At 41.3% G+C, this 14,008-nt stretch carries 12 protein-coding genes; 11 read left to right on the top strand and 1 reads right to left on the bottom strand.

Translation table 11 applies throughout. The features are described from left to right. Nucleotides 1-165 precede the first annotated feature (165 nt). From AC0VX1_RS15360 to AC0VX1_RS15320, 9 genes are all read left to right on the top strand, one after another. Nucleotides 166-699 carry a hypothetical protein gene (locus AC0VX1_RS15360; RefSeq protein WP_413010746.1) on the top strand — a complete coding sequence of 178 codons (534 nt, stop codon included), beginning with the start codon at nucleotides 166-168 and terminating at the stop codon, nucleotides 697-699. 78 nt (nucleotides 700-777) lie between these two features. Beyond that, nucleotides 778-1,254 carry a glutathione peroxidase gene (locus tag AC0VX1_RS15355; RefSeq protein WP_034307586.1) on the top strand — a complete coding sequence of 159 codons (477 nt, stop codon included), beginning with the start codon at nucleotides 778-780 and terminating at the stop codon, nucleotides 1,252-1,254. A 141-nt stretch (nucleotides 1,255-1,395) separates the two neighbouring features. Then, the gene (locus tag AC0VX1_RS15350) at nucleotides 1,396-2,241 is read left to right on the top strand and encodes a DegV family protein (RefSeq protein ID WP_475467827.1); all 846 of its coding nucleotides are present in this window, start codon (nucleotides 1,396-1,398) and stop codon (nucleotides 2,239-2,241) included. A gap of 53 nt (nucleotides 2,242-2,294) precedes the next feature. Then, complete coding sequence (locus AC0VX1_RS15345) at nucleotides 2,295-2,939, top strand: HD domain-containing protein (protein WP_475467825.1); 645 nt, start codon at nucleotides 2,295-2,297, stop codon at nucleotides 2,937-2,939. Continuing rightward, nucleotides 2,936-4,813, top strand: a complete 1,878-nt coding sequence (locus AC0VX1_RS15340; RefSeq protein WP_413023296.1) for an ABC-F family ATP-binding cassette domain-containing protein — start codon at nucleotides 2,936-2,938, stop codon at nucleotides 4,811-4,813. The genes AC0VX1_RS15345 and AC0VX1_RS15340 overlap by 4 nt, the downstream gene beginning before the upstream one ends. Nucleotides 4,814-4,943: 130 nt before the next feature. Further along, on the top strand, nucleotides 4,944-6,080 hold the full coding sequence (locus AC0VX1_RS15335) for a conserved virulence factor C family protein (RefSeq protein ID WP_475467823.1): 1,137 nt from the start codon (nucleotides 4,944-4,946) through the stop codon (nucleotides 6,078-6,080). A gap of 283 nt (nucleotides 6,081-6,363) precedes the next feature. After that, nucleotides 6,364-8,034: a dihydroxy-acid dehydratase gene (gene ilvD, locus AC0VX1_RS15330; protein ID WP_034311212.1), complete on the top strand. Its 1,671-nt coding sequence runs from the start codon at nucleotides 6,364-6,366 to the stop codon at nucleotides 8,032-8,034. 173 nt (nucleotides 8,035-8,207) lie between these two features. Next, nucleotides 8,208-8,636 (top strand): BrxA/BrxB family bacilliredoxin, encoded by a 429-nt coding sequence (locus AC0VX1_RS15325; protein WP_057277313.1) that lies wholly within the window; start codon nucleotides 8,208-8,210, stop codon nucleotides 8,634-8,636. Nucleotides 8,637-8,712: 76 nt separating this feature from the next. Continuing rightward, nucleotides 8,713-9,492, top strand: coding sequence for a class I SAM-dependent methyltransferase (locus AC0VX1_RS15320; protein WP_475467821.1), 780 nt, complete (start codon nucleotides 8,713-8,715; stop codon nucleotides 9,490-9,492). Here AC0VX1_RS15320 and ggt read toward each other — a convergent pair whose 3' ends face one another. Continuing rightward, the gene (gene ggt / locus AC0VX1_RS15315; protein WP_413010752.1) at nucleotides 9,493-11,181 is read right to left on the bottom strand and encodes a gamma-glutamyltransferase; all 1,689 of its coding nucleotides are present in this window, start codon (nucleotides 11,179-11,181) and stop codon (nucleotides 9,493-9,495) included. Between the two features lie 436 nt (nucleotides 11,182-11,617). Between ggt and AC0VX1_RS15310 the strand changes: the two genes are divergently transcribed. Together AC0VX1_RS15310 and AC0VX1_RS15305 are read left to right on the top strand one after the other, a co-directional pair. Then, a complete protein-coding gene (locus AC0VX1_RS15310; RefSeq protein ID WP_475467820.1) occupies nucleotides 11,618-12,235 on the top strand; it encodes a YpjP family protein in 618 nt (205 codons plus the stop codon). A gap of 195 nt (nucleotides 12,236-12,430) precedes the next feature. After that, nucleotides 12,431-13,201, top strand: a complete 771-nt coding sequence (locus AC0VX1_RS15305; RefSeq protein WP_413023292.1) for a TerC family protein — start codon at nucleotides 12,431-12,433, stop codon at nucleotides 13,199-13,201. Nucleotides 13,202-14,008: the final 807 nt, after the last annotated feature.

Raw genomic sequence — 14,008 nt, 5'->3', positions numbered from 1 at the left:
TTAGCCTCCTTCTTCAAAAATCATAATATTTTAATTATATAGAAAATTATTGAATAGAAAAGCTATTTTAATAATTTCTTGTAAATCCCGAAGGAAAGGGCCTGGGAATGGTAAAATGGGAAGAGCGGAATACATTAACTATGAAGTTGGAGAGGTGTTTGGAGATTGTTTGATCCTACAGCATTTGAAAACATGAAAGTGGTATTGGAAGGAGCGGTTTACGATCGTGACTTCATTGGGGATATATTGGTCATAAACCGTGATGAAATAGTGAATCTCTCAACCATGTCCAGATCATATAAGATCGAGATGGAATTGAAAAAAACAAACGCGCCCATTTCCATTAGCGGTGCCATTGAGCTACACGCTTCCCTACATAACCTAAGTTCAGAGTTACTCGATGCAGCTATTGATGATACGCATTCAGGCTGCACGGTCAATATATTCATTTCTTTTCCTAAAAAGCTTGATGATGTGAATGCTGAACAATTTATGAGTGACCTGGAAAAAATCTGGGGAGATCAGAGAATCATATCTGTGACGACCAGCGAAACGGTCAGTAAAAAAATGCAACCCATTACTTCTTCTATATATAAAATTTCATTTGGAAGGCTTGTAAGAGAAGAGCAAATGGATGATTTGGAAGACATGGTAGAGTATTTGATTCAATCCATTCAAGCAGTGAAGATTCCTGGATGATAGGAAAAGGATTAAAGTTGGTAAACCTACCTTTAAATACGGTAAAATGAATCATCATACTAAAGGGAGAGATCATTCATGTCCATTTACGAATTTGAAGTCAATAAAATCAATGGCGAAACCATCTCGCTTGAGGAATATAAAGGGAAAGTGATGATTATAGTGAATACCGCAAGCAAATGCGGTTTTTCGCCACAGTATGATGATTTGCAAAGTCTGTATGTGCAATATAAAGAGGATGGGGTAGTCGTGCTTGGTTTTCCGTGTAATCAGTTTTTGAATCAGGAGCCTGGTGATGATCTGGAAATCGATTCATACTGCAAATTGAATCATGGTGTAACCTTCCCGATGTTCGCAAAAGTGAATGTCAAAGGAAAGGAAGCCCATCCCTTATTCAGCTATCTGACTGAAAATGCTCCTGGAGTGATGGGGTCCAAATCGATAAAATGGAATTTTACAAAGTTCTTGATTGATCGTAATGGAAATATCGTCAGCCGGTTTGCACCTAAAACAAAACCTCTGGAAATGGAAGAAGATATAAAAAAATTAATATGAAGTATGAAATCGAGTCCAACGGAAAGTTTCTGTTGGGCTCTTTTCTTGAGGTAAGATATTTATTGCATGCATCCGTTTTTAAAAGGGGACAGATGGTTGGGATATTGAATATAATAAAAGACACAAATGAGGGGGGAAACCATGGAACGAATTGCATGGGTAACAGATAGTACGGGAACTTTAGATGAAGAATTATCATTGAATGAACATGTATACATCGTTCCGATGGTCGTCATCATCGATGGGAAGGAATATGAAGATGGCGTCGACCTATTACCTGAGGAATTATACCGGCGGATGAGTGAGGAAAAAATCACGGCAACCACGTCACAGCCCTCGGTCGGCCGATTCCAGGAATTATATAAGGAGCTTGAAAAACGCTATGATCGAATCATAGCCGTACATCTTTCCAGTGAATTGAGCGGGACGGTTTCTGCGAGCAGGCAAGCTGCACAAATGGTTCCGATCCCTGTTGACGTTTTTGATACTTTACTTATTTCCTTTCCAATGCTATTAATCTTGAAACGGCTCATGCATTATATTGAGAATGGCGATACCATCAATGAAGCATTCGTCAAAACGAGAATGTATGCGGATAACCATGAGACCTATGTAATGATAGGCTCTTTAGATCAGCTGCATCGGAGCGGCAGGTTAACAAACGCACAGTATATTCTAGGAAGCCTATTGAGCTTTAAACCCATCATTTCAATTGAAAATGGTGTGCTCCATACTAAATCTAAACCTCGGAACCTTAAAAAAGCGGAAAAACAGATCTTCACTGATTTTCGCAGATCAGTCGAAGCGGGAACAGTAAAGGAATGCACCATATTATATGGTGGAGTGTCGGAGCAGGCACAAAAATGGAAAAAGGTGATTTCCGAAGAATTCCCTCATGTGTTGATCCATGTATCCCCACTGGGGAGCGCCATCGGGGTGCATACCGGTGAACAGACGATTGGGCTCAGTTGGTTCAATGAAGATTAAAGCACACCATTATTGAGAACCATGGTAAAATAGAAAGGACATGGAGTGGTGAAATGAAACAAACGATGATTGAGTTAACGGAGAAGTATGTATATGACCGATTGAATTCTGATGCCAGCGGCCATGATTGGTTCCATATCGATCGTGTTCGTAAGCTGGCTTTACATATTGCAAAAGAAGAACGGATAGGAAATGAGTTCATCATTGAAATGGCGGCTCTGCTTCATGATATCCCTGATGATAAACTAAACCAGGAAGCCGATGGGGGCTGGAAAAAGCTTGATGCTTGGTTTGATGAAATAAAGTTGGATATTGATAGTGTTGATGCCATCAAAAAGATCATCAATACAATTTCATTTAGTGCAGGACAGATGAGGCTACCTTCGATAGAGGCTGAAATTGTTCAGGATGCGGATCGCTTGGATGCAATTGGTGCCATTGGCATAGCCAGGACATTTGCATTTGGCGGAAAGAAGGGACAGCTTATGTATGATCCTTCATTGCCCATTAGGGAAAATATGACCAAGAAGGAATACAGGAATGGCAAAAGCTCTTCCATTCATCACTTTCATGAAAAATTATTGCGCTTGCAAGACATGCTTAATACTTGTACAGCCAAGAAGATTGCTAGTGAAAGGCATGAATATATGGTAGGATTTTTAGAGGAATTTAATAAGGAATGGGATGTACGATTATGAAAGTTTTTAGCATGGAACATGTAATGAAAACCCAAGGGGAAAAGCTGCTTTTTAAAGATGTCTCTTTTTCCATTACCGAAGGGGAAAAAATCGGGATCGTTGGGATAAACGGTACCGGTAAATCGACATTATTGAATATCATCGCAGGGCTGGAAGACAGTGATTTAGGAACGAAGGATCATCCGAATGATTATACGATTTCCTATCTGTCCCAAGATCCGCATTTTGATGAGAAATTGACGATCATGGAATATATGTATGAAAGTTCAACTCCTGTATTTTCGTTGATTAAAGAGTATGAAAAGACGCTCATTGAACTTCAAGTGGACCCGCAGAATAGCGCAATACAGGACCGTTTGTTAAAACAGCAGCAGGATATGGACACGCTAGGCGCCTGGGATACAAGTGCCAATGCCAGAACGATACTGACCAAGCTTGGACTTCCTGATCATTCAAGGAGACTGGGGGAACTATCAGGCGGCCAAAAAAAACGTGCGGCCCTGGCAAAAACCTTGATTGAGACCCCTGATTTATTGATTTTGGATGAACCTACGAACCATCTCGATTTTGAAAGCATCACTTGGCTTGAAGAATATTTAGGTAAATATCAAAAATCCGTTTTATTTGTAACCCATGATCGATATTTCCTTGATCGTGTGTCCAATAAGATTTGGGAAATCGCCCAGACCCAGCTTTTCGAATACAAAGGAAACTATGCGGATTATTTAGAATCAAAGGCCATTCGTGAAGAGAATGAATCGGCTGAAAGAACGAAAAAGGAAAGTCTATTCAAAAAAGAACTGGCCTGGATCCGTAAGGGTGCAAAGGCCCGGACAACGAAACAAAAGGCCAGGATCCAACGCTTCGAAACATTGGAATCAGGTGTAAAGGATAAGCAGAAAACCGAGAACCTGGAAATGGAATTAAGCGGTGCCCGTCTTGGGAAAAAAGTACTTGAGATGCAGGATGTTTCTAAATCCTTCGGTGATCGAACCATCATCAACCATTTTTCCTTCCTCTTCAAACCAGGTGATCGAATTGGGATCGTCGGTAATAATGGCAGCGGAAAGTCAACCTTGTTGAATATCCTGGCAGGTAGGGAATCCATAGATGAAGGAAACCTGGAAAAAGGGCAAACCGTGAAAATAGGGTACTATACGCAAGAAAGCGTCGATATGGATGAGAATTTGCGCATGATAGAGTATATTCGGGAAACGGCGGATTCAATCGCCCTTAAAGATGGTAGTTTCATATCGGCTGCGCAGATGCTTGAAAGGTTCTTATTTCCAATGGGATCGCATGGGACGCCAATTCGTAAGCTGTCCGGTGGGGAGAAAAGGCGATTATATCTCCTTAACATATTGATGTCGGCACCTAATGTCCTGCTTTTGGATGAACCGACGAATGATCTGGACACGCAAACCTTGACCGTTCTTGAGGATTATTTAGAAACATTTTCAGGGGTAGTCATTACTGTCTCACATGATAGGTATTTCTTGGATAAAACGTGCCACCAGCTTCTTGTTTTCAAGAATAAAGGTGACATTGACTTTTATTACGGCTCATATTCAGAGTTCTTGGAAGACAAGACGGAAGAGGCTGTGCCAGTAAAAGCACCAGAGCCACAGATGAACCGGACCGAAAAGAAAAAGAAAAAACTGACTTATGCGGAAAGTAAGGAATGGGAAGAGATAGAAGGGAACATGGAGCGGGCCGAGCAGCGCTTGAAAGACATTACATCAGAAATGTCAGCAGCGGGAAGCGATTTTGAAAAAGTCCGCCTGCTTCTTGAAGAAGAAAAGGAACTATCGGTTAAATTAGACCATTTGATGGAAAGATGGGCGTATTTAGCGGAAAAATTGGAAGAAGAATGAGCGTGGTGACTGGTCCAAGGAAGTAAACTTGGATCAGTCTTTTTTTTGCCAATCTCAATTGCATGAGAATCTGTTTGCGATGTGATAATATCTAGTACATGGAAACGTCTTGTCAAAGGAGAGAAATGCATTGAAAATTAAGTCGATAGAACCTACACCAAGTCCGAATACAATGAAAATCAATTTAACAGAAGAGCTATTAGCTGGTAAAAGCAATAATTATAAGAAAGATCAAGCTGACCAGGCACCCAAGCTGATAAGGGATTTATTTACGATCGAGGGAGTGAAAGGGGTATATCATGTTGCGGACTTCTTAGCCGTTGAGCGAAACGCGAAATATGATTGGAAAGATATCTTGGTCCAAATCCGTCAGGTCTTTGGTGAAAAAACCGAGGAACAAAATCAACAAGGGGCATTAAATGAACATTACGGTGAAGTAACTGTTGCCATTCAACAATTCAAGGGCATTCCGATGCAAATTAAAGCAAGTGATAGTCAACACGAAAAACGTTTTGCCTTACCGGAATATTTCATAAAGGGCATTGCCGCTGCCCAAAAAGAAGATGATAATGTAGTCCTGCTTCGAAAATGGAAGGATTATGGCGTAAGATATGGTGATATGGAAGATATCGTGAAGGAAGTGTCGGATGAACTGATCGCAGCTTATCCGGAAGATCGAATTAATCGGCTAGTTGCAGCTGCACAAGAAATGGTCGATACGAAGGAAGCAATTTTGAAACGTCCAAAAATTAAACTGACTGCAGAAATGATGAATGATGAAAGTTGGGAAAAGCGTTATCAGGCATTAGAACAAATGGAAGATCCTACGGTTGATGATATTCCAGTATTGGATATGGTACTCTCCGACAGTAAAGTCTCCATTCGAAGGCTCGCGGTAGTATACTTGGGTATGATTGAAGATAGAAAAGTGCTTCCGAGCTTGTATAAAGCCTTGAAAGATAAAAGCGCGGCCGTAAGACGTACTGCTGGTGATTGTTTATCAGATCTTGGCTTTGAAGAAGCGATGGGAGAAATGTCTCAATCACTTTCGGATAAAAATAAATTGGTTAGATGGCGGGCCGCGATGTTTTTATACGAAGTGGGAAATGAAACGACCCTCCCTTATCTTAAACAAGCGGAACAGGATCCTGAATTCGAAGTGGCCCTGCAGGTCAAGATGGCCATAGACCGTATAGAAAATGGCGAAGAAGCAAAAGGTTCGGTTTGGAAGCAAATGACAGAATCAAGACAAGCGAATGACAAGTGATTTGAAATGACCCAGGAAAAAGGCATGCGGCTGATATAATCCGCATGCCTTATTATTTTTTTTAGGATCATTTCCAATCGTTTGAAAGGGGTTCCCCTGAGGTCGAATCTATAAATTGGAACTCTATTATTTTAGTAAAATGATTTTTGTAGATATTTAGTGAAGAATGGTTGCATTTGTCTATAAATGTGTTAGAATTTTTAGAGTATACTAAAAATTATATTATTCTGAATCATTAAACATTTAGCGGAAATTGGGGGTACAACAAATGTCTACATCAAATATGAGAAGTGACATGATTACAAAAGGGGTCGATCGAGCTCCACATAGAAGTCTGTTGCGGGCAGCTGGGGTTAAAGAAGAAGATTTCGGTAAACCGTTCATCGCGGTTTGTAATTCATACATCGATATCGTTCCAGGTCATGTCCACCTTCAGGAATTCGGAAAAATTGTGAAGGAAGCGATTCGCGAAGCGGGCGGTGTTCCTTTCGAATTTAATACGATCGGGGTAGACGATGGAATTGCAATGGGGCATATTGGTATGCGCTATTCCTTGCCAAGCCGTGAAATCATCGCAGATTCCGTGGAAACTGTTGTATCGGCACATTGGTTTGACGGTATGGTGTGCATTCCAAACTGTGACAAGATAACGCCGGGAATGATGATGGGAGCACTTCGTGTCAATATTCCTACAATATTCGTAAGCGGCGGACCCATGAAAGCAGGTAAAGATAAAAATGGTAAATCTCTTTCATTAACATCCGTTTTTGAAGGGGTGGGTGCTTATCAAGCAGGTAATATCAATGAAGAGGATTTGCAGGAGATCGAGCAAGTTGCATGCCCTACTTGCGGTTCTTGTTCAGGAATGTTCACAGCAAACTCCATGAACTGCCTGGCTGAAGGATTGGGACTTGCGCTACCGGGAAATGGAACGATTTTGGCGGTAGCCGAAGAACGTAAGGAATTCGTTAAGAAATCCGCTAAACAGTTGATGGAGATAATCAAACAGGATATCAAGCCTCGTGATATCGTGACGATTGATGCAATTGATAACGCATTTGCCTTGGATATGGCGATGGGCGGTTCGACGAACACCGTGCTTCATACACTTGCATTGGCACATGAAGCAGGTTTTGAATATCCGATGGAACGCATAAATGAAATAGCTAACCGCGTACCGCATCTAGCGAAAATTGCACCGGCATCCGATTACCATATTGAAGATGTACATAATGCCGGTGGTGTAAGTGCCGTCATTAATGAGTTGCTCAAAAAACCAGGTGCGTTTAATGGAGATTGCCTTTCTGTCTCAGGTAAGACGCTCCGCGAAAATGTTGCCGGTTGTGAAATATTGGACAAGGATGTAATCCATCCATTGGATAATCCGCATTCTGAGCGTGGCGGGCTTGCGGTATTGTTCGGTAACCTTGCTCCTCAAGGCTCCATCGTAAAAGTGGGCGCCGTTGACGCATCAGTTGGTGGCTATCACAGGGGTCCGGCCATTTGTTTCGATTCCCAGGAAGATGCACTTTCCGGAATCATTACCGGAAAGGTTAAAGAAGGGGATGTAGTGGTCATTCGTTACGAAGGGCCTAAAGGTGGGCCGGGAATGCCGGAAATGTTGGCACCCACTTCCCAAATCGTCGGGAGGGGACTTGGAGCGAAAGTCGGTTTGATCACTGATGGCCGCTTTTCAGGAGCATCGCGAGGCATCAGCATTGGTCATATATCCCCCGAAGCAGCTGAGGGAGGCCCGATCGCCTTTGTTGAAGATGGAGATATCATCGAATTGGATTTGAATAATCGTAAAATCCAATTGGAAATTTCCGATGAAGAATTCGAAAAACGCAAAGCCAATTGGAAAGGCTTCGAGTCAAAGGTCAGGACTGGCTATTTAGCACGGTATTCCAAACTTGTGACGAATGCCAGCTCAGGCGGAGTGATGAAAGTTTAAGTTTAAAGGGAAGACTAAAACATGGTGGCAGAAGGAAACTGGATTTCTGTCACCATGTTTCTTTGTGAAGAAAAATGAAATTTTACAAAGCTTTAAGCGTCATTTTTGCATATGCACTGAAGAATATAGTATCATTATACTAATTGAAGAAATGTAACCAAGGAGGTTTTTTTATGTCGATGGCATATGATGAATATATGAAACAAATGGTGAAACCAATGCGTGCGGAACTGGTGCAGGCAGGTTTTGATGAGTTGGAATCCGCTGAAGCGGTTGAAAACTTTATGGAATCGGTGGAAGGTACGACACTTGTGGTCGTGAATTCAGTTTGCGGCTGTGCTGCCGGGTTAGCCCGTCCAGCTGCTACTCAAGCCGTACTCCAAGCGGACAATAAGCCAGATCATTTGGTAACTGTATTCGCAGGCCAAGATAAGGAAGCGACAGCTAAAATGCGCGAATACTTCGATGGAATAGAACCTTCTTCACCATCCATGGCTCTTTTAAAGGGCAAAGAGGTCGTACATTTCATTCCGCGCCATGATATAGAAGGACAGCCAATGGAAGCCATCATGGAAAATTTATTGGCAGCGTTCAGTAAGTAAATAAGTGATGAAGTGGAATGTCCTGGAAACAGGGCATTCTTTTCAAATTTTAAGAGAGTATGAAGGGGTAGGATTCATGTTTGTCACAACAGTAGGAAGAGCCGATAAAGAAACGATGATATTAGCCAAAAGGTTAGCTGAAGAATTGCAAATCCCCTTTATAGCAAGAAGAAAACGATCGGTGAGTGATATCCAAGCGGAACATAATGAAGATGATTGCCTTGTTTTTGGTAAAAAGCGGATGGAGTTATATCGATATCAGGAAAAAGAACCATTCTTTTTTCATCCGAACCTGGCGATGATCCGTATAAAAAGAATAATGCGCGGAGAGAGTGATCCATTTCTCATTGCCGGAGATATAAATGAAGGGAGCGCTGTGCTTGATTGTACCTTGGGATTGGGCTCTGATGCGATTGTCTCAAGTTTCGCGGTGGGTGAACATGGACGGGTTGTCGGATTGGAAGGAAATCAATATTTGGCCTTGCTCGTGGACCGTGGAATGAAAACATGGGAGGATGCAGAAGAAAAAATGATTTCTGCGATGAGAAGAATAGAGGTCAGGCAGGGTGACCATTACGAAATATTGAAAACATTGCCGGATAATCATTTTGATGTCGTATATTTCGATCCCATGTTTGAAGAAACGATTCAGGAATCGAATGGTATCAGGGGACTGTCTCATTTTGCGGATGGTAAGGATCTATCGGTTGAAATAATGAAAGAAGCCAAGCGGGTTGCGCGCAATAGAGTCGTGTTGAAAGACCATTACCGCAGCTCCCGCTTTGAGGAATTTGGATTTGAGGTACTAAAAAGAAAAACATCCAAATTCCATTTTGGCTTCATTTCCATCCAGTGATCACGATTTATAATCTGTTTCGTCCAGACCCATGGCACAGCCTTCCCGGCTTGAATCGGCAGCACCATAGTTCGAGCCATCGGGGTTGATTTGAATCGCTTGGACATTCCCTATTGAGTGGGGAACTTCATTAAAGGCGAAGCCCATTGCTTCCAAGTGGCCTTTGCTAGTCATATCCATTCCAGGCTCCCATTCAATATGAGGCCCCATCGGAGTGAAAATTCTAGGTTCTTCGATGGCTGCTTTCAAATCCATTTTTAAATCGAGTACATTAATGATCGTTTGTACGACTGAACTGATGATGGTTGGTCCTCCTGGTGACCCTAAGGTCAAGATCGGCTCGCCGTCCTTAAAGATGATGGTCGGGCTTTTACAGCTGACTGGGCGTTTATTGGGCTGCACTTCATTCATGCCGCCAGGAATGGAATCAAAATCAGTCAGTTCGTTATTCAGCATGAAACCATAGTCGGAAACCATGATGCCTGATCCGAATGGATGTTCCACTGTAGAAGTGCATGCTGCGATATTACCCCATCTGTCACGGACAGTGAAGTGCGTCGTTTCACTGATCTCTTCTTCATTAGGTTGCGGAATGACTTCCCTTTGTTGCACGGAATCATAAATCCAAGGGTTTCCGAAGTCAATGGCATTATTTCTTGCCTTGAAATTAATGAATGAGCGGCGTTTAGCTATATACTCATCATGCATGAGACCCGCCAATGGCAATTCGGCAAATTCGGGATCAGCGAGAAATGCTTTTTTATCTGTAAATGCCAGACGCATCGCTTCTGCGATTAAATAATATTTTTCCCAAGAACGGGCGTCATATTGTTCAATTTGGAAGCTTTCCAAAATTTTCAGGATTTGAATGACCGTGAATCCGCCGGCACTTGGCGCATTTGATGAAGCAATTAAATAATCCTTATAAGTCCCATACATTGGTACATCGATAGTAGCTTTATAGCCCTTTAAATCAGAAAGCTCCATGAACCCTCCAAGTTCCTGTATGCAGGAAATGATGCCCTCTCCGATTTCACCTTCATAAAAAGCGGAAATTCCTTCACGTTGTAATATCCGATAGGTATTCGCCAATTTTTCTTTAATCAGCAAATCGCCATCCTGATAGGGTTTTCCGTTTGGTATGAAGAACTTACGCGCTTCATCGCCCAATCGATATTCAAAGTTTTTAAGAGCATCGCATAGAACCCAATTGACGGGAACTCCTTTTTCAGCAAATTCAATGGATGGCTCGATAAGTTCTGCCAATGGCTTGCTGCCATTTTCGGCGAGTGCTTCATCCATAGCTTTCAGTATTCCAGGAATGCCAACCGCTGTTGCTTTGATAGATCTCTCTTTAAAAGGGATGACTTCCCCTTTTTCATCAAGAAACATGTCTCGATGTGCGGCTTTAGGTGCCCTTACATGGCCATCGTATATTTTCGTTTCCTTATCTTTTGCATTATATACCATAAGAAAACCACTTCCGCCGATACCAGTCATCATTGGTTCAACAACATTTAGGGCAAATTGGATGGCGACGGCCGCATCGACAGCATTTCCACCTTCACGTAATATTTTTTCCCCTATTGAAGTTGCGACAGGATGAGCTGTAACGACCATTCCGGAGCTCCCTTTCGCAGTTTCCCTTTTGTAATCCTTATCTTTTATCTTCTCATTGTTGTTTTCCAAAATGATTCCTCCATTATTCAGTCCTTTTATCTGCCAAAAAGGTAAACTTATGTTTGAGTGAAAAGAAAACCTTGTCATTGTAGAAAAATGACAAGGAGATTTTTCGTAGGTATTCATTTATTCTTAATCAGCAAATGATAAATATACGAAAAATGCTAATGTAACAAGACATAAAGCCACCATGGCAGTCGAAGCCATATAAGACCCCTCCTTAAAAAGACTTGAATCTAATTAATTTCTCCAAAAATCGTCAAAATCCTTCATTTAAATGTAAATTTATTGATATTTATTAAAAAGTTCGAGTTCATTAAACTTTATATAGGTATTTATCCTTTTTTTTGATTTTTAAAACATGGGTAACTATATATTCGTAATTACCAAAAAATAAAAGTATACTAAATATAAAGACAATACAAAAAAGGAGGGGGAGTGTGAGTTGAAAGCAGCGGTTTGGTTCAGGAAAAGTCTCGTCATTTTAGTATCCGTTTTGACGTTTGGTCTTGTCACTCCTTCAGATCTGGCGTGGTTAGCGGAAGCCGATCCGTTAAAGGATACTAAAAAGGGAATAGTGGAAGAAGAGGGATTAGCCTATCTTCCTTCGCAGAATTCAACTGAAATTGAGGAAGAATTCAACCGGGAAGAATTTTTATCGGACATCCTGAATAAGGCAGAGGAAAACGCATTTATGAAATTTGGCGATAAGATCAATCCAAAAATTGGCGATGAATTCAAAATGGTCATATTACCAAAAATGGAAGAAGCCATTACAGAAATGGCTGCACAATTTCCGGATGAAAAATTACAGCAATTGACCATCACTGAGCAGCCGAGTGCAGGCAGGGCCGAGAAGATATTCCATATTTATGATTCAATCAGCGGCAAGGATATCATCAGATTCCATGTAAGGCAGGAAAATCCCCCATTGGAAGGACATTGGTTCGATTTTCACTATCATACTCATCATGATTCATTTGCCACCCATTATAATATAGGGAAAATATATTGGGATAAAAATACGCCGCCAGAGTGGACGAGTAAACAAAAGCTCTCATAGTGGTGGATTTCGTTGATTTTATTTAAGTGGAAGAGTATGATGAAATGAAACTTAATAAGCATCGAATGATACGTTGTCCTGCAACGTATTTATTTTGTGTTAAAACTTAAAGTAAAGTTTTTATCATAACTGGGAACAATGTTATTTTAAAAGGTTTTCTAATTTTGCTGTTATAGGAACAGAGGAGTCTTTATCATGTCAGAGTTGTTAAATAACATCGTGCAAACGTATGCTCAATTTTTTGACTGGCATATGTGGGTGGAGGTTTTATCCGACCCTGTGAGCTGGGGGTTGATCGGAACGCTCGTCTTAATGGAAGGATTGCTATCAGCGGATAACGCACTGGTATTAGCTGTGATGGTCAGGCACCTTCCTCAAAAACAACGGAAAAAAGCATTATTTTACGGTTTGTTTGGTGCTTATGCTTTTAGATTTATAGCGATTGGAATCGGTGTTTTCCTCATAAAGCTTTGGTGGGTGAAGGTGATTGGAGCCGCCTACCTTGGTTGGCTCTCGTTTAAATACTTTAGGGATAAAAGAAAAAAACAAGCTGGGATCGACGAAGATATCCAGGGAATGAGTAAAAACAGCATACTGATCCGAATGTTTGGTACTTTATGGGGAACGGTTGCGGCAGTGGAATTGATGGATATAGCATTTTCCGTCGATAGTGTCTTGGCCGCTTTCGGAGTGAGTGAAAAAGTCTGGGTCCTTTTGACAGGCGGAATGATTGGTGTCTTGATGATGCGGGGAGTGGCCGGAGTATTTCTAAAATTGATAGATAAGGTTCCAGAATTGGAAACTGCCGCTTATGTCCTTATCGGATTCATAGCAATAAAAATGTTAATGGCAGTTGCAGGGATCGAAATCCAACCTGCGATCTTTTTTGTCTTTATATTACTGATTTTCGGCACTACAATCGTGTATCATTTGAAGAAAGGGAAAAAGGTCAAGGAACATGGCTGAGCGCCATTTAAAAAGCTGTCATCAAAATGATGTCAGCTTTTTTTCGCCAAAGTTTCGAAATGGTCTCATCCAGTAGCACTTTCCCGATTTTCCATAAAAAAGTTCATTGTTTAAGAATCAAATTAAATGAAGAATTATTCTTGTTAGTAATTGTATTTTCCCTTGAGGAAGTATCAAAGGGATGACAAGATGGTTTAAATGAAGAAATATCAAGTTTATGTTCCGAGAGGGATCTGTAGATTGATGAAAAAACAATTCATTATATTAAAAAATAATCACTCTCTTCGCCCGCAGGAGTCTCGTACCTTACGTTCCAATCAACTGGAATGTTTTTTTTGAGGGTTAGTAAATCTGAGCGTTGATTTCCACTCCAGGCACTCGCTTTCCGCGGGCGGTCCGGGAGCCTCCTCGGCGCTCGCCTGCGGGGGTCTCCCTTGGCCACGCTTTTCCCGCAGGAGTCTCGTACCTTACGTTCCAATCAACTGGAATGTTTTTTAAATGAAAACTACAGGGTAACTCGCTTTTCTTCTAAATTGTCTTCAGTCTGGCGATTTGAATGGTCTCAACCCTAACCATAATTTTAAAACAAACTTTGTCTTGCTTTTTTATGGACGAAACCCTCATAGGATTGAAGAGATTTGCGACACTCCTGCCGAATAACTGACTAGCCGAGACCCCACATACACTTGCGTCGAGGAGGCTTGGCAGACAGTCGACGGAAAGGGAGCGGTTTTTGAAATCAACTGAAATTTTAATACAAAAAAATTGAAAGTGAAATGCTTTTTCTTCGAATTCATCTGCAATTTT

The organism is Peribacillus sp. QJM3NY_7 (assembly GCF_056173225.1).
Note: the sequence above shows the minus strand (reverse complement) of the source record. Positions and strands in the feature narration are given on the sequence as shown.

What these genes read in the sequence shown, in the direction of transcription:
- ilvD (WP_034311212.1), top strand. Translation starts at nt 6,364, where the DNA reads ATGAGAAGTGACATGATTACAAAAGGGGTCGATCGAGCTCCACATAGA.
- AC0VX1_RS15350 (WP_475467827.1), top strand. Translation starts at nt 1,396, where the DNA reads ATGGAACGAATTGCATGGGTAACAGATAGTACGGGAACTTTAGATGAA.
- AC0VX1_RS15345 (WP_475467825.1), top strand. Translation starts at nt 2,295, where the DNA reads ATGAAACAAACGATGATTGAGTTAACGGAGAAGTATGTATATGACCGA.
- AC0VX1_RS15325 (WP_057277313.1), top strand. Translation starts at nt 8,208, where the DNA reads ATGTCGATGGCATATGATGAATATATGAAACAAATGGTGAAACCAATG.
- AC0VX1_RS15320 (WP_475467821.1), top strand. Translation starts at nt 8,713, where the DNA reads ATGTTTGTCACAACAGTAGGAAGAGCCGATAAAGAAACGATGATATTA.
- AC0VX1_RS15355 (WP_034307586.1), top strand. Translation starts at nt 778, where the DNA reads ATGTCCATTTACGAATTTGAAGTCAATAAAATCAATGGCGAAACCATC.
- AC0VX1_RS15340 (WP_413023296.1), top strand. Translation starts at nt 2,936, where the DNA reads ATGAAAGTTTTTAGCATGGAACATGTAATGAAAACCCAAGGGGAAAAG.
- AC0VX1_RS15305 (WP_413023292.1), top strand. Translation starts at nt 12,431, where the DNA reads ATGTCAGAGTTGTTAAATAACATCGTGCAAACGTATGCTCAATTTTTT.